We start from the raw sequence: 15,769 nt of genomic DNA on the forward strand, positions 1-15,769 counted from the left end.
TGACCCTGCACGCTGCCCGATCACGTCACACCAGACTACGAGCGATTGGGGCCGATGCGCGTCGTCTGCCCTTTGCCGATGACGTGTTTGACATCATCATCTCCAATTCAACGCTGGATCATTTCGAATCACCGTATGAAATCATTGGCAGTTTGTGTGAACTGCGTCGAGTACTACGGCCGGGTGGGCAACTGCTCCTGACGCTTGATAATCTCGCGAACCCGGTCATCGCTTTGCGCAACGTGTTGCCTTTTCGCCTGCTGAATCGCATGCGTATCGTGCCGTACTACGTCGGGGCCAGCTGCGGCCCACTTCGTTTGCGGCGTATCGTGCAACAGGCCGGGCTAAAGGTGCTTGACGTCAGCGCCGTCATGCACTGTCCGCGTGTGTTCGCCGTAGCCATAGCCCGCATGCTAGAAAAACACGCTGGTCAAGAGACACACAGACGCTTCTTGCGCTTTTTGATGACTTTCGAGCGCCTATCACGTTGGCCCACGCGCTTTTTGACCGGCCATTTTGTTGCCGTCAGGGCCATTAAAGTTAAGGCACCTAGTGTCCCTCCAACTAAATCTCCCTAAGCACAGCAAGCTTCCGCGAGGGGCACTGAGGGGTTGTAGGGGAGAGACTCCCCTACGCTTGGGGGGTGCTCAGCGAGGCGAACGTCGAGCGCCGAATCCCGAAGGCTTTCGGGACTAGCGGAAGTGACGCACCAAGGGGGATTGTTAGCGGGAAATAGTTGGTGCGGCACTAGTTGGCTCTTCGCACGTAACCCTTGGCAAGTGTTAACGAGGACAAGATGCGATAGTCTCCGAGCGGTGCTAACATTTCATGGTCATGCAAGCCCTTCATCCGATATTCTCGACCTATCAGCGCCACTCCACATCGGTCGATTCGCAACAACTCCTTACAAACAAAAGACCTAATTGATTAGGCGGGACGCTCCGATCCATGCTGGCACTTGGTCTGCACTACCAGGTCGATGTCCTGGAGTCTCTGACCCTGGTAGGTTGCATTTTGAGTTACCAGTATCCGTCACAACCAAGGCCTTCCAGTGGGAGCGGATACGGTTCGCCGATGAGACTGGCGTCATACACAGCAGCAGGACATCCGGGGGATCAAAGACCGATCGTTTCACACATGAGAGGGCAACGATGAACAGACGATTGGATGATCGAGGCATGAGCCTCATCGAGGTGCTGATCGCGTCGGTAATCCTTGCGTTTAGCATGGTAAGTCTCCTGAGTGCCTTCCCCGTTGCCTACGTGAATGTGGTCGTCGGCGGAGGTAGATCGAAGGTCACGACCTATGCGCAGCAGATGATGGAACAGCTAAAGAATCAGCCTTTCAATCCTGGCCCCGTGAACCAGACGGACACCCCCGAGCCCAGGTACACCCGGACGTTGACGATCACGCAGGAGCCGGACACCAGCGCGCCGAACCGCCTGGCGAGGGTCACCGTGACTGTGAACTGGAGGGGCAGCCGGCCGCAGACCGTTACGTTTGAAACAATGCGGGCGGAGTAAACGTGAGGTGATCTCGGTCATAGTAATAGATGACTGGCGTCATTGTCCGCAGGGGACATTCACGAGATATTATATATAAGGATATGGATATGAAGGATGGTGGAATCGGCGAGGAAGGACATGCGTTGGGTAAGGTTGCGCCACGAGAGCTCCTGCGAGCAGTGTGGAGCGAATGTGGAGCGCTTTGTTGGCCTGATGAGAGACGGACGTCGGGCGGCCGAGGTCACCTTCTGTAGCGTTTGCTGCCCCGAAGTGAAGAGGGTAGTGGACATTGCCCGTGACCGACGGATCCGGAGGCGTCGCGCCCGGAAGGGGCAGGGCCTCGCACTAGCCTCTTGAGGCTGGCCGCCGCCTGGTCCGAGCTGAATCCTTTCTGATCCCTGTCACAATCGACGGCGCACCAAACAGTCAGACGCCTTCACGGGCGGAGCATAGTCCGCGAAGGCTTTTTGCTTTTGTGCGATTGGTGTTCAGAAGAGTAAGTCGAGTGGTCAATAAAGATTCCAGCGGAGTATTCCGGCCAGGTCAGTTTCGACTCGCGAGCAGGTGAAGAGTTAAAAGCGAGAGCAGATCCTGAATCGATTCCTGCAAAGGGCCGTCCTCGCCGAGGTTGCGCACCAAGTTACGCAAGAGACTAGTCCCAGGCCAGAAGTATCCCTGTTCGACGAGGTTCATGACGGGAACATGCTTCATGTCGTCACCCGTACTAAATTTCTCGCACCGAATGGTCGGCGCCGAGGTCCACATCCCTTCATCCCATGCAACGACAATGCCATGCGCTGGGCAAGCTAGGCAGCGCGGCCTTCGCGGAAGGTCTGGCGAGTTATATTCCGCGCTCTTGACATCCCTGGACGGGTAAGAGATGCTTCGGCTCTTTTCAAGTGACCCGGGGATGTAACCGGAGCAGGTATGACAGGCTGCCCACCTCCGGCACAGCCATTGCAACGCTTTCTCCGGTACGGTGCGGCCCCGGGAGGGCGTCTTTCATTTTGATTGAGTTGCAGGGGTTGTGGGACCTATAAAACTGTAAGGAAGAGAAGGGCATGAAAGAGTACACAAGTAGCCATCCAGTGACACGGCCGGAGGCCACCCCTTCCCACTATGGCAACCCCGTGGGACATTATGGCAGAGTCTTACAAGTCTTGCGCACACTCGGTCTTTGGGCAGCCATCGGCTGTACCGCGTTCGGCCTCGTGTCCCTTTTCACTCCCGAACCTGCCTGGAGCTTACTCTATCTAGTTGGCTTCCCCGTTCTCTGCTTGATGCTCTTTGTATTCTAGTGCCGTTCCCACTTGAGAGGTGGTTCTACAGGGCTTCGACGGTGAGCTCAGCCGAACCGCTCACCACCCCGAGGAAGATCGAGGGGCCGAATGTGAGCAGTCTGCGTTGTTGCAAGGGTCGTGATCGAGGGGAGCGAGAAAGTTGGCGCGAATAGTTGGAACGGCACTAGGCGGCGAAGTCACGCGCTTTTAACTAAACCTGATGGGGGCTGTGTATGTCTTGGAAATGTAAATGTGGGAGCATCGGATTTCGGGGCTTCACGAAAGAGAGAAAAATGGTGGTAGAAGAATCTCTGAAGAGCAATGACATATGGAGGAGGAGCGACGGTTAGACTCATGTACTGCGTGAACCGCCGTGAAGACATTTGACCCGAAGATTTCCGCAGGTATTGGCAAGACGAGATATACGCTTCCTTGCTAAGCAAGTTCATCAAAATGTATCGAGCTGCTCGGTACGACCGGAATCTGACACTGAATATCCAGATGAACGCACAGATCATGGGGAGGCAAGGAACGGGAACACCCTTCGATGGGATCATAGAGATACTGTAGTCGAGCCCCTCCTTCGAGATTCTTTGGAGGCGATCATATCTAGATAACCACGTGGATCGAGGCTGACGAGTGAATCCGGACGGACATATCGACATCGCGGGCGAGTCCGACGCCCACTCCACTTCTCCCTTGGGCGCGACACGAGCGCTGCTCATCTTTGCCGTGTACATCGCTTCTCAATTTGTCGCGAGTGTTCTCCTTGGAGTTGTGGTCGGTCTCACCTATGCGCTCAGCGGGGTGCAAGATCCCGATGCAATTTCCGTAATCAGCAGCTCCGTACAAGGCCCCGCTCTTGTTATTGGATTGATCGTCAGCGCGCTGATCGTTGTTCAGATGGCACGGAGGTTCGCCCCCGGATCGATTAAAGGCAGGTCCAAGGACGGTATCGGTTGGTCACTCGGTGAGCCAGCGTATCTGCTGAGTGGGCTGGTCATCGGCATCACTCTTGGTCTTGGGTATCTGTCCGTCGCCTCGGTGCTCGTCCCACCCGATCCGGAGATGTCTCGGGGTCCACTGGCGGAGCTGGCGATCACCCCCGGGCTATCGCAATTATCTTGGGTCTTCATTGCGATCATCGTGGCTCCGCCTCTCGAGGAGTTCCTCTTTCGCGGCGTGCTATTCTCGGGAATCGCGCGATCCTGGGGGCAATCGATCGCCGCGCTGCTGGTGACCGCTCTCTTCGTGATCATCCACTTTCCAGAAACGATCCACTACTGGCCGTCGATGATCGCAGTCCTATTACTTGGGATCACCACACTCCTTATGCGCATCAAATCGGAGTCGCTAGGTCCCGCGGTCACATTACACGTCGCGTACAACCTCGTATTGGTTATTACGGTATTCCTTATTCCAATGGGCTAACCCTGGATTACCAGCTCATGAAGAGATCTGATGATGTCATACGCAATTTAGGATCCATGGTAAGAAAAATGTGTGTCGGATCGAGTTGGCGCCATACCTTGGTGCGGACTACAATTCTAGGCGCCTTGGTATACGGAATTTGCACGACGGTTTTCCTCCCCATCAGGGTACAGGGTGACAGCATGCTCCCGGTGTATAAAACGGGTGATTACGGCTTCATGAATACCCTCGCCTACCGCTGGCCTAACCCAGAGCGTTTCGACGTTGTCGGCATCCGTATGGCGGGAAAGAGCGTGATGTATCTCAAACGCATTATCGGCTTGCCAGGTGAAACCGTACAGATCCATGACGGTATTGTTCACGTTGATGGACAGGTTCTTTCCGAACCGCATCTTCAACGCAGAGGTCACTGGGACTTGGAAGAACAATCCCTGAGCAAAGATGAGTATTTTGTTGTCGGCGATAACCGAGCAGTGCCCATGCACCTCCATACGTTTGGTAAAGTGAAACGTTACAGAATTATTGGAAGGATGTGGTGATGAAAAATCCCGTTGCGATAGCCGCAGTCGTACTCGGAATTCTGGTCGTTATTTGGCTTGTCTATCCGAAAAACGAAGAGTATCGCATTCGCCAACGTCTCCACGAGTTAGCCGACGTAGTATCCTCAACGCAACAGCAGAGAGATGCAGCCCGCCTCATTCATATAGCCGGATTAAAGGAATTCTTTACAAAGGATGTAACCGTCCAACTCAACGGCAATATTCCAAGAGTCAAGGATCGCAATACTCTGCTTCAAATTGCACATGTTGCTCTGCAACAAGAACCGGGATTGACCGTTGCTTTCACAGACATTGCCGTGACTCACGATGATGGAACGCAGCAGGCTCGGGTGAATACGACGGTTGTTGTGACAGGGGTCCACAGTCCCAGAGCCAAATCCGTCGATGCGCAGGAACTGGAAATGGACTTGCTGAAGGCCGACGGCGAATGGCGCATCAGGGGCGTCCGGCCTGTGGAGGTCATGAAACTCGATTAAGGACCCGAAACCTCGCTGCAGTGTTGTAGAAATCAGCGCGCTTGACACTACCAGGGATCCGGCCTTTAGTGCGACGGGAAAGCTACACGTGGCCGAGACGGCTACAGGCCGGATCCTCAGGTACCGTGGCGATTGTTAGGGGGCTTATGAGTCCTAAACCCCCTGGCACAAGCGGTGCAAGGTCTTTTCGGGATCTCGGTGGTTTTTTTAAGCCGCGCTACACCTCGTTCACGCCCCCCTTCTGGTAAGGATTTACAAGGTCGATTCCGGACGTCGCTTGACAGTCCTACCGCCTTACCCTAGACTTTGCCCGCCAGTATTAATTCGAGATCCCCGGAGGGCTTGCGCAGGATGCCGTTACAGCGCCAGGACGCCGATGGTTCGCATATTGATGCGCTGGTGAAGAAGCACTTCGGCAGCGAATTTACGTGCTTTGTGACGCGCAATCACCCTTTGGGGAGGTACGTCAAGGGGGAGATCCCTGACGTGATTGGCCGGCCCCGAAAGGTCCTCGTGCTGCCCTTGGGTTACGAGGTGATCGGACAGTTCAGGTGCGAGAGTGGTGATGTCCTGGAGTTTTATCGAGATCACGAGCAAGAAAAGGCGCGAGCCTTTGTGGAGGAGTACAAGAGTGCCTTTCAGCGGGATCTTCGATTACAAGTCATCCCCTGAGGGACGACCAACGCAGCGCGCCACATCGACTTTCTGTGATCAGGACCGAGGCGCAATCCCCGCCTGATAGGCCATATCGAGGAGCTCGATCGGATGGAGGACTTTCATCGTGATGTTGCGCTTCCGGAGGCCCATCGCGATCTGCAGCTCACACCCCGGGTTGGCCGTTGTGACAATCTCGGCTCCGGTCGCAACGATGTTATCCACCTTCCGTTCTAGAAAGCGCACGCCGTATTCCGGCTCCAGTAGATTGTAGATGCCCGCCGAGCCGCAGCAGAAGTCCGATTCCTTTAGTTCGACCAGCTGAAGGCCAGGGATGGATCGTAAGAGGGCCCGGGGTTCGTTCCGAATCTGCTGGCCATGAACCAGGTGACAGGCATCGTGGTAGGTCACCTTGAGCGGGAGTGGGCCATACCGGCCATTGGCGCCAACCTGGTGAAGGAACTGGAGCGCATCCCGGACCCGCTCCCCGAACGTCTCGGCCTTGTGGGCATACTGGGGGTCTCCCTTGAGGAGCTCAGGATAGCCCTTCATCATCGATCCGCAGCCGGCGGCGTTGGCGATCACATAGTCCACCTTTGCCTGCTCGAAGGCGTCAATGGTCTTTCGGGCAAAGGCCTTGGCAGGTTCCAACCCTCCCTCGTGGGAGTGAAGAGATCCACAACAGCCCTGTTCCTGCGGGATCACCACCACGCATCCGTTCCTGGCCAGGACCCGGACCGTTGCGGCGTTGACCTGGGGGTACAAGACCCGCTGGACACAGCCGGTCAGGAGGCCGACGCGGAACTTCGGGGTCCCTTGGGCCGGGGTCACGCGTGAGAGCGGAATATCCGCCGGAACCTCATCAGGGGGTGGCAAGAGTTCTTCCATGATCTGCAGGCTCTTGGAGAGACCGCCGTGGATGACGAGTCTCCGCAGTCCCAACCGTTGGGAAGACCTCCCCAACTTCAGCATGGCTCGTACCCGATCCGGGTAGGGGAAGACGGATAAGATGAATCGGCGCAAGAGTTTTTGCGACAACCGCCGTTTATATTTCCGCTCCACCTGGCCCCGCGCCTTCTCCATCAAAGAGCCGAACTGCACTCCTGAAGGGCAGGCAGTCTCGCAGGCCCGGCAGAGAAGACAGGCATCCATATGTTTGACAAAGCTGTCGGTGATGCCGATCTTTCCCTCATCGGCCATCCGGATGAGATAGATCCGGCCCCGGGGGGAATCCATTTCGTTGCCCATCTCGAGATAGGTCGGGCAGGTGGGGAGGCAGAGGCCGCAATGGATGCACTCGAGATACTTTTTCTCTTCGGGAGGGTCAGCGGCGTCGAAAGCGCTTTGACGTCGTGTCTGGTTGACCGGTCCGGACGACACGCTATATCCCTCCAACGAATCTCCCGGGGTTTAAGGTCTGGCGAGGATCAAACCGCTCTTTAATTCCTTGCATGACCTCCAAACCCCTGACGGGTCCCCAGACATCGATGCGGGTCTTCAACGCGGCGTCCGCTTCCAAGATGATCAGGCTTCCCTCCTGGGCCTCACAGGTGCTGCGAATCCGCTCAACGGTTGACACCATTCCCTCGACGAACTCCTGGAGGCTTCGGTCCTCTGCGCTGACATAGTACCGAACGATCCCGGAACCCGCCTCAGCCACGATGCAGAGGTCGAGGCCCTGTGTCTTTGCCTCCTCCTCTCCCACGCGAAACGCGTCCGCCACCTTCGAAATAAGGACACCCCCCTTCATGACGGCCCGAAGATGGCGTGGAGCCGTGCCGTTCGTGCCAGGGGTGATGTCTCGGACTTCACGCCAGAAGGTATGATGGGGCTCGTCATGAAGCAGGTTTCCTCCGGGACTGCCCACCTTCCGGCTGATCCGACCGATCTCTTCGATCTGGGTATCGACTGCCATTTCGGCCACGCTCCCCACGGACGTCGCCAGGGCGTACTGCCCATCCGTCCACCCGATGCCGGCCCTGGTCGTGACGCGCCGGGCTGCCGCCTTATCCAAGAGTTCTAAGGCGTTCGGGACGAGGGAGGAGTCCATGATCTGGGCAATTGCCTCCTCTGCGTGATCCAGGGTCAAGAAGGGGGCCAGCCAGGTTTTCTCCCAGGCGATTCGGGGATACACGCGGAAGGTCGCCTCCGCGATGATTCCCAGGGTCCCCAGCGACCCTATGTACAGTTTATTCATGTCATAGCCGGTGACGTTCTTGACCACCTTCGCTCCGCCCTTGGTGACGGTACCGTCGGCATGGACCACTGTGGTGGCGATGAGGAGGTCTCGGGCAGTCCCGTACAAGAGGCGGCGGGGTCCACTCGCATTGGTCGCCAAAAGACCGCCCACCGTCGCCTGGTCGGCGAAAGGCGGATCCAAGGGGAGAAACTGCTGATGCTGGCCCAGCGCCTGCTGAAAGTCTTTCAGGCGCATACCTCCCTGGACTGTGGCGGTCATATCCCCCCACTCGTGATCCACAAGGTGATTGAGATGTTTCAATGCCACGACTAGGTCGACCCGCGCGGGGATTGCCCCCAAAGCCATCTGGGAGCCTGCCCCCCACGGAATGGTCTTTAAGGCCGCCTCAGAAGCGATGGCCATGACAGAGGAGGTCTCTTCGACTGTCCTCGGAAAGACCACCGCCCGAGGCGCCTTCCCATCTACCGCGAAAGTACCGGCCTCGGACCCACTGATGACATGATCGGCCCCGACGACTTTTTCCAGGGCGTGTATCCACTCGGTATGCGCCATGGCATGACTCACAGATTATCGGTGGGCGATGACCGGCCAATTTCGAAATTCGAATTTCGAAATTCGAAATTTTGCGTGCTGCGGACCGTCAACCATGAGCCGTTAAAAGCGTTGAGCCAATCCTTCCCTCTCAATCCGATGAGGCTCGTAGCGGATCCGGTCCCGCTTATGCTGTCCCACCTCGACGCAGGACTTAGAGGTCGGGAAGATCTTACCGGGATTGAGGATTTGGTCGGGGTTGAAGGCACACTTGACCTTCATCATGGCCTCAAGGTCATCCTCGGTGTACATGAGGGGCATGAAATCCTGCTTCTCCAGTCCCACCCCGTGTTCGCCCGTGATGCTTCCCCCCATCTCGATGCACCGGGTCATGATCCTGGCCCCCAGCTCTACTGCCTTGCGGATTTCTTCCTCGTAGCGGCCATCGTAGAGGATGAAGGGATGGAGATTGCCGTCACCGGCGTGGAAGACGTTGGCCACCGGGAGGCCATACTCTTGAGAGAGTTCCTCGATCTCTTTGAGAATGATCGGCAGCTTGGTTCGGGGGATGACCGCGTCCTGGAGGTAGCAGTCTGGGCGGATCTGGCCCATGGCAGCCAAGGCGGCCTTCCGACCCTTCCAGAGCAGCTCGCGTTCCTCATTGTTTTTGGCGACGCGGACCTCCCGGACCCGCTGTGCCTGAAAGACCTCGACGACGAGGTCGGCGAGCGCCTCCACCTCTGCCTTCGGTCCATCCAGCTCCACGAGAAGCACCGCCCCGGCATCCATGGGGTAACCGGCCTTCGCCCATTTCTCGACCGCCTGGATGCTCAGGTTATCCATCATCTCGAGGCAGGCGGGGATGATCCCCCGGGCAACAATGCCCGAGACGGCGTTGCTGGCATCCTCGATGTTGTGAAAGATCCCCATCAGAGTCTTGACGGCTTCCGGCTTATGCAGGATGCGTACGGTGACCGTGGTGGCAATGGCAAAGGTTCCCTCTGACCCAACGAAGACCCCAACAAGATCGTAGCCTGGAGGATCGAGAACCTTCCCGCCGATCTCGACGGTTTCACCATTCGGCAGGACCACCTCCAGGCCGAGGACGTGATTGGTGGTCACCCCGTACTTGGGGGTGTGGACGCCCCCCGCGTTCTCAGCCACGTTTCCTCCAATGGTACACGCGGCTTGGCTAGCGGGGTCAGGGGCGTAGTAATATCCATCGCCACTGATCTTTTGCGCAAGCCAGACGTTCACCACGCCCGACTCGACCACGGCCCGTTGATTCGGGACATCCGTCTCGAGGATACGAATCATCCGATTTAATCCGATGATAATCCCGCCTTGGCTTGCCAAAGCTCCACCGGAGAGACCTGTCCCGGCACCGCGCGGGACAAAATAGATCCGCTCCCGATGACACACCTTGACGATCTCCGCGACCTGGTGGGTGGTGGCAGGGAGGACGACCATATCCGGCAGGGCTCGGAAGATCGTCGCGCCATCGCACTCATACACCCGAAGCTCCTCCTCCGTGTGGATGACTGCATTGGGGCCGACAATCTTTTCGAGTTCCCTCACAATCCGAGTCTTGCCTTGAATCATCGCCCCCCTCCTTTGCCTCCCCTGGTGGGCGTCGGGGAGTTGTGAAGGTTCCGTGAAGAACTTCGGAAGGAAAAATCGGGGTCGAGACTCCGCGATTCCCCCGCAGGGGTTAGGATGCCTCTTCGACGCGAATAGTGAGATAGAGGTCTCCCGGAGTCCTGTCGGGTCCAGAGGCGCCCTTCGCCCGAAGACGCAAGCGGGTGCCCGTTCGAACCCCGGGAGGGACGGTCACCAGCAGCTCTTCCCGCCGTCCGTCTCGGCGGACCGCAACTGGTTTCTTCGTCCCCCGGCGAGCCTCCTCGCTGGTGACGGAGAGCTCCGCGTATTGATCTGGTCCCTGGGTCGTGACCCAATCTCCCCGCAAGAGACCTGTCAAAAACTTTTTGAGCCTTTTCCCGGCCTCCTTGAGCACACCGCCGGTGAGCGCGGGCCGATCCTGCGTCTGCGTCTCAACTGGCCGGTGCCGGAAAGTTCTGGAGAAGACGGAGCCCCCGGGCCCCATGACGAAAACGCCGCCAAAGACGAATCCACGGCCACCGAAGAACGTTTGATTGAAGAACCGGTCATCAAAACGGAAACCCATCCGCTGGAAATCTCGACGGAGCTCGTCGAAAATGGCGCTGGCGGTCGGGTCGGTAAAGACATCCCGGAAAATGTCCTCCTGGCGATAGCGGAACCCCGCATCCCCTGGAGGAAAGCCCGCCCGGCGGAACGTGTCATACTGGCGGCGCTTTTCCGGATCGACCAGGACACCATAGGCCTCGCTGATCTCCTTAAATCGCTCCTCTGCCTGCCGGTCTCCCGGGTTCCGGTCCGGATGGGCCTCGAGGGCCAGGCGACGGTAGGCGCGCTTGATCTCCTCGGGACTCGCCTCGGGCGAGACCCCCAGGACACGGTAATAATCCTTCGTCGCTGCATTTCTCCAGGCCATCGTATGTGTGATTGTACCCTCGTCCCGGGGACGGGTCAAGGTGGGGGAGGAGATTCCATTAAGGGATTGGAGGGGGGACGGCCGATAATGTATACTGAAGGTATCGGGTCCGGTTTTTCGTGAGGGAATCATGGCCTGCGATGGAAGACTCTCCTTAGTCAGCCCGCTCCAGGTGGCTCGAAAGCCGCAGTGGCTGAAGGTTAGAGCCCCCGGCGGTGAAAACTTTGTGCGTCTCAAGGGATTGATGCGGACGCTGAACCTGCACACGGTCTGCGAGGAGGCCCGGTGTCCGAACATTGGCGAGTGCTTCCAGAATCTGACCGTGACTTTTATGATCCTGGGCGATATCTGCACCAGGCGCTGTGGATTCTGTGCGGTGACGCATGGGCGGCCGACGGGCCTGGATCAAGAAGAGCCTCACCGGGTTGCTCAGGCGGTCAAGGTCATGGGGCTGGAGCATGCGGTAGTCACCTCGGTGAACCGGGACGATCTGCCTGACGGGGGGGCGGGCATCTTCGCCGCCACGATCCGTCGGATCCGGGAGACTTCCCCAGGCTGCACGGTCGAAGTGCTCATCCCGGATTTCAAGGGAAACTGGCAGGCGCTGGAGTCCGTTCTGGTGGCGAAACCGGATATCTTGAATCATAACACCGAGACGGTTCCCCGCCTCTACCGGCAGGCGCGAGCCGGGGCGAAGTATGAGCGGTCGCTCGAGCTGCTGGAACGGGCCAGGCGGTTCGACAGCACCGTCCTGACCAAGTCCGGCCTCATGTTGGGCCTGGGTGAGGAGCGGGAAGAGCTTCTCGCCACCATGCACGACCTGGCCCGAGTCGGCTGTGACATCCTCACCCTCGGACAGTACCTCCGGCCGACCATGCATCATCTGCCGGTTGTGCGTTACGTTCATCCCGATGAGTTTCGGGAGCTCAAGGTGACCGGGGAGGCGATTGGCTTCAAGCATGTGGAGTCGGGGCCGCTGGTTCGCAGTTCGTATCATGCCGGTCAGCAGGCCCGAGCCCTTGAAGACTGGACCCCCTCTCCCTCCGAAAAGTTCGCATGAGCCCGAATCAGCTTAGCTCCCCAGATGCCCATCCAGCGGTATGTCTCTTGCGTGAGGATTTTCCGGGGGCGGTTCAGGAGGCCGTCTCCTTTCAGGACGAGGTCACGATTACCGTCGACCGGGAGGCGATCGTCCCCATCTGCCGCTTCCTGAAAGAGGAGGCGGAGCTCCGATATGACTTCCTGGCCGATCTCTGTGGTGTGGACTGGCAGGGAAAACGGGAACCGAGGTTTGAGGTGGTCTATAACCTCTATTCGATCCCGCGCGCGGATCGGATCCGGGTGAAGATCCGGGTGCCCGAGGAGGAGGAGGTCCCCTCGGTGACCGGTGTGTGGCCGACTGCCAACTGGCACGAGCGGGAAGTCTTTGATATGTTCGGGCTCCGCTTTACGGGGCATCCCGACCTGCAACGGATCCTCATGCCAGAGGACTGGGAAGGATATCCCCTCCGCAAGGATTATCCGGTGGAAGAGATGCCCCGGTGGTGGGAAGTGAATAAGCCGTAAACGGTTCAGGGTTCAGAGTTGAGAGTTGACGTTGAGACTTTAGGAATCACAGTTCAAGGTACAGAGTTCAGCGCAGAGAGCAAAGGGTTCAGCGTTCATGGTAGATGGTTCAGAGGTCATGGCGGACCCGAGCTATAAACTCTGAACCCTCAACGAGGGACTATATATGATTACCGCCATTGCGAAAGGGATGTTCACCACCTTCAAGCACATGTTCCGGAAGGAGGTGACCGTCCCTTACCCTGAAGAACGGCTCCCCGTTGCTCCTCGGTTTCGGGGACTCCACTTTCTGGTGGTCGATGACGACGGCCTGGAGCGGTGTGTCGGGTGTGAGCTCTGTGCAGTGGCCTGTCCCGCGGATGCCATTTACATCGAGGCGGCAGAGAATACCGACGAGGAGCGCCACTCACCCGGTGAGCGGTACGCCAAGGTTTACATGATCCACATGTTCCGGTGCATCTTTTGCGGATATTGTGAAGAGGCCTGTCCTGAGGACGCCATCTTTCTGGGGAAAGAATACGAGATGGAAACTTACACCCGGGATGGCTTCATCTACGACAAGAACAAGCTCAATCTCAATGTTCTGGAGGCAGCAAAGCAGCGGCCCGAAGTGCTGGATCGGCTGCACGAGGACCTGTCCAAATACCACGGGTAGGGTCCAAAGTCCAACGTCCAAGGTCGAAAGCCTGAACCAAGGAAATAACAGGGGGCTTTGGACCTTGGCCCCTTGAAAGACAAGACATGGATCTCGAGACGCTGAAGAATCTGGCAGTTAAGGCAGAGACCAAGATCGTTCTCCTCGTTCTGGATGGTCTGGGTGGGTTGCCCGGGGAACCGGGAGGTCCCACAGCCCTCGAGGCGGCGCGGACTCCCAACCTGGATGCGCTCGCTGCGGGGGGCGTAACAGGGCTCGTGGACCCGGTCGGCGTCGGGATCACGCCCGGCAGTGGCCCGGGTCACCTGGCTCTTTTCGGCTACGACCCGGTGAAATACCTGATCGGCCGGGGGGTGCTCGAGGCCCTGGGAATTGACCTTGAGCTCTCCCCGAATGACGTCGCCGCCCGGGGCAACTTCTGCACCATCGACGAGACGGGACGGGTCACCGATCGCCGGGCCGGGCGGCTCACCACCGAGCTCTGCACCGAGCTCTCAGCCGTGCTGGACAGCATCAGGGTCGAAGGCGCCGAGGTGGTCGTCCGCCCGGTCAAGGAGCACCGGTTTGTGGTCCTGTTCCGGGAGCAGGGGCTCTCGGATCAGTTGACCGAGTCGGACCCGCAGCGGCTTAAGGAGGCCCCACTGAAGGTCGAGGCGAGGGTCCCCGAGGCGGAGCGGACCGCAGGAATCGTTAATGCCTTCATCAAACAGGCACAGGTTCTGCTGAAGGAGAAGCACCCCGCCAACATGATTCTCCTTCGGGGCTTTGCCAAGCATCCCAACCTGTGCACCTTTCAAGAGCTGTATCAGCTGCGGGCTGCGGCCATCGCGGTCTATCCCATGTACCGGGGGCTGGGAAAGCTGGCCGGGATGGAAGCGTTAGCGACTGGACCAACGGTGAAAGAAGAGTTTGAGGTCCTGCGGCAGCACTGGCAGGTGTACGATTTCTTCTACCTGCACGTCAAGGGGACCGACAGCGCCGGGGAGGATGGGAATTTTGCAGGCAAGGTGGCGGTTATTGAAGATGTAGACCGTGAGATTCCAACGCTTGTGGGGCTCAGGCCGGATGTGGTGGTGGTCAGCGGAGACCACTCCACCCCGGCAGCCCTGAAGTCCCACAGCTGGCATCCGGTTCCCCTGCTGCTCGCGTCCCGATGGTGCCGGCCGGATGGAGTGCAGGAGTTTTCAGAGCGGGGATGTCTCCAGGGAGGTCTGGGACGTCTTTTCGGAAAGCAGATTCTCCCCTTGGCGTTAGCCCATGCGGAGCGCCTGACCAAGTTTGGGGCCTGAGGGAGGGAAGGGAAGAACGCTCCACGGTTGGCATGGGGCCTGCAGGGTTTTGCGGACGGGGTGAGCAGTGGTCCATGGAGGGGGTCGATGGAAGCAAGTACGGTAGCAAAGATTGCAGGACCTGGCCTCGATAAAAAGACCCTCCTGAACTTTCTCCATCAGATGCTCTTGATCCGAAAGTTCGAGGATAAGTCCGGGGAGCTTTACGCGCGCGGCAAGATTGCCGGCTTTCTGCACCTGTACAATGGCCAGGAGGCATCAGCCGTCGGGGCCATCTCCACGTTAGCAGAGCACGATTTGCTCATCACGCATTATCGGGATCACGGCTATGCGATTGCCAGAGGGCTGGATCTGAATCGGTGCATGGCCGAGCTGTTGGGCAAGGCCACCGGTATCGTCAAAGGTCACGGCGGTTCGATGCACTTCTTTGACGTCTCCCTAGGGATGCTGGGGGGATGGGCCATCGTGGCCGGTCATTTGCCGCTTGCGGTAGGGCTGGGTCTGGCAAGTAACTATCTGGGGAAGCAGCAGGTGGTCCTCTGTGTCTTTGGCGACGGCGCGACGAACAACGGGTACTTTCATGAAGCCTTGAACATGGCGAAGCTGTGGAAGGTCCCGGTCGTCTTTCTGTGCGAGAACAATCTCTATGGCATGGGAACCGCTGTTCATCGGGCCTCAGCAACACTGGAGATGTCCCGAAAGGCCGCGCCCCACGGCATCCCTGCCCAGCGGGTGGACGGGATGGATGTCCTGGCCGTGCGCGAGGCCACAACCAAAGCGGTCGAGCATGCGCGACGGGGGGACGGCCCCTTTTTCCTCGAGGTCCTGACCTACCGCTTCCGGGGTCACTCCATGGCCGACCCGATCCTGTACCGGGACAAGGCCGAGGTGGAGGAGTGGAAGCAGCGGGATCCCATCGTGATCTTTCGACAGCGGCTCGAGAAGGAAGGCCTATTGAGCCCGCAGGAAATGGAGCAGATCGAGCGGGAAACCGATGAGCTGGTCGTCGAGGCGGTCCGGTTTGCCGAAGAGAGTCCGGACCCACCGCTCACCGATCTGTACAAAGACATTTATGCCGATCCCTGAGGC

At 58.4% G+C, this 15,769-nt stretch carries 17 protein-coding genes; 12 read left to right on the forward strand and 5 right to left on the reverse strand.

Annotation, left to right across the window (positions count from 1 at the left end):
• From O6929_06330 to O6929_06340, 3 genes are all read left to right on the forward strand, one after another.
• The coding region (locus tag O6929_06330; protein ID MCZ6480000.1) for a methyltransferase domain-containing protein at nt 1–578 on the forward strand (578 nt) is incomplete at its 5' end.
• Nucleotides 579–1,151: 573 nt separating this feature from the next.
• Complete coding sequence (locus O6929_06335; GenBank protein MCZ6480001.1) at nt 1,152–1,523, forward strand: prepilin-type N-terminal cleavage/methylation domain-containing protein; 372 nt, start codon at nt 1,152–1,154, stop codon at nt 1,521–1,523.
• Between the two features lie 96 nt (nt 1,524–1,619).
• Nucleotides 1,620–1,862 (forward strand): hypothetical protein, encoded by a 243-nt coding sequence (locus tag O6929_06340; GenBank protein MCZ6480002.1) that lies wholly within the window; start codon nt 1,620–1,622, stop codon nt 1,860–1,862.
• A 186-nt stretch (nt 1,863–2,048) separates the two neighbouring features.
• Here O6929_06340 and O6929_06345 read toward each other — a convergent pair whose 3' ends face one another.
• A complete protein-coding gene (locus O6929_06345; GenBank protein ID MCZ6480003.1) occupies nt 2,049–2,270 on the reverse strand; it encodes a hypothetical protein in 222 nt (73 codons plus the stop codon).
• A 1,154-nt stretch (nt 2,271–3,424) separates the two neighbouring features.
• Here O6929_06345 and O6929_06350 point away from each other — a divergent pair.
• The 4 genes from O6929_06350 (at nt 3,425) to O6929_06365 (ending at nt 5,924) form a co-directional block, all read left to right on the forward strand.
• Nucleotides 3,425–4,216, forward strand: a complete 792-nt coding sequence (locus O6929_06350; protein ID MCZ6480004.1) for a CPBP family intramembrane metalloprotease — start codon at nt 3,425–3,427, stop codon at nt 4,214–4,216.
• A gap of 68 nt (nt 4,217–4,284) precedes the next feature.
• On the forward strand, nt 4,285–4,755 hold the full coding sequence (gene lepB, locus O6929_06355) for a signal peptidase I (GenBank protein MCZ6480005.1): 471 nt from the start codon (nt 4,285–4,287) through the stop codon (nt 4,753–4,755).
• Complete coding sequence (locus O6929_06360) at nt 4,755–5,252, forward strand: nuclear transport factor 2 family protein (GenBank protein ID MCZ6480006.1); 498 nt, start codon at nt 4,755–4,757, stop codon at nt 5,250–5,252. The genes lepB and O6929_06360 overlap by 1 nt, the downstream gene beginning before the upstream one ends.
• A gap of 351 nt (nt 5,253–5,603) precedes the next feature.
• Nucleotides 5,604–5,924, forward strand: a complete 321-nt coding sequence (locus O6929_06365; GenBank protein ID MCZ6480007.1) for a hypothetical protein — start codon at nt 5,604–5,606, stop codon at nt 5,922–5,924.
• A 39-nt stretch (nt 5,925–5,963) separates the two neighbouring features.
• Here the strand turns inward: O6929_06365 and O6929_06370 are convergent, their stop codons facing one another.
• From O6929_06370 to O6929_06385, 4 genes are all read right to left on the reverse strand, one after another.
• Entirely contained in the window at nt 5,964–7,286 is a 1,323-nt protein-coding gene (locus O6929_06370) for a heterodisulfide reductase-related iron-sulfur binding cluster (GenBank protein ID MCZ6480008.1), read from the reverse strand.
• Between the two features lies 1 nt (nt 7,287).
• Nucleotides 7,288–8,658, reverse strand: coding sequence for an FAD-binding oxidoreductase (locus O6929_06375; GenBank protein ID MCZ6480009.1), 1,371 nt, complete (start codon nt 8,656–8,658; stop codon nt 7,288–7,290).
• Between the two features lie 102 nt (nt 8,659–8,760).
• The gene (locus O6929_06380) at nt 8,761–10,239 is read right to left on the reverse strand and encodes an FAD-binding protein (GenBank protein ID MCZ6480010.1); all 1,479 of its coding nucleotides are present in this window, start codon (nt 10,237–10,239) and stop codon (nt 8,761–8,763) included.
• 109 nt (nt 10,240–10,348) lie between these two features.
• Nucleotides 10,349–11,170, reverse strand: coding sequence for a DnaJ domain-containing protein (locus O6929_06385; GenBank protein ID MCZ6480011.1), 822 nt, complete (start codon nt 11,168–11,170; stop codon nt 10,349–10,351).
• A 130-nt stretch (nt 11,171–11,300) separates the two neighbouring features.
• On the opposite strand from O6929_06385, the gene lipA reads away from it, so the two are divergent.
• The 5 genes from lipA to pdhA all read left to right on the forward strand — a co-directional run bounded on the left by lipA (nt 11,301) and on the right by pdhA (nt 15,766).
• Nucleotides 11,301–12,230: a lipoyl synthase gene (lipA, locus tag O6929_06390; protein ID MCZ6480012.1), complete on the forward strand. Its 930-nt coding sequence runs from the start codon at nt 11,301–11,303 to the stop codon at nt 12,228–12,230.
• Nucleotides 12,227–12,736: an NADH-quinone oxidoreductase subunit C gene (locus O6929_06395; GenBank protein MCZ6480013.1), complete on the forward strand. Its 510-nt coding sequence runs from the start codon at nt 12,227–12,229 to the stop codon at nt 12,734–12,736. Before lipA ends, O6929_06395 begins: the two co-directional genes overlap by 4 nt.
• A 166-nt stretch (nt 12,737–12,902) precedes the next feature.
• Complete coding sequence (gene nuoI / locus O6929_06400; protein MCZ6480014.1) at nt 12,903–13,391, forward strand: NADH-quinone oxidoreductase subunit NuoI; 489 nt, start codon at nt 12,903–12,905, stop codon at nt 13,389–13,391.
• Nucleotides 13,392–13,477: 86 nt separating this feature from the next.
• On the forward strand, nt 13,478–14,680 hold the full coding sequence (locus O6929_06405) for a 2,3-bisphosphoglycerate-independent phosphoglycerate mutase (GenBank protein ID MCZ6480015.1): 1,203 nt from the start codon (nt 13,478–13,480) through the stop codon (nt 14,678–14,680).
• A gap of 87 nt (nt 14,681–14,767) precedes the next feature.
• Nucleotides 14,768–15,766, forward strand: a complete 999-nt coding sequence (gene pdhA, locus O6929_06410) for a pyruvate dehydrogenase (acetyl-transferring) E1 component subunit alpha (GenBank protein MCZ6480016.1) — start codon at nt 14,768–14,770, stop codon at nt 15,764–15,766.
• Nucleotides 15,767–15,769 lie beyond the last annotated feature (3 nt).

This window comes from Candidatus Methylomirabilota bacterium, from assembly GCA_027293415.1.
Classification (GTDB): Bacteria; Methylomirabilota; Methylomirabilia; order Methylomirabilales; family CSP1-5; genus CSP1-5.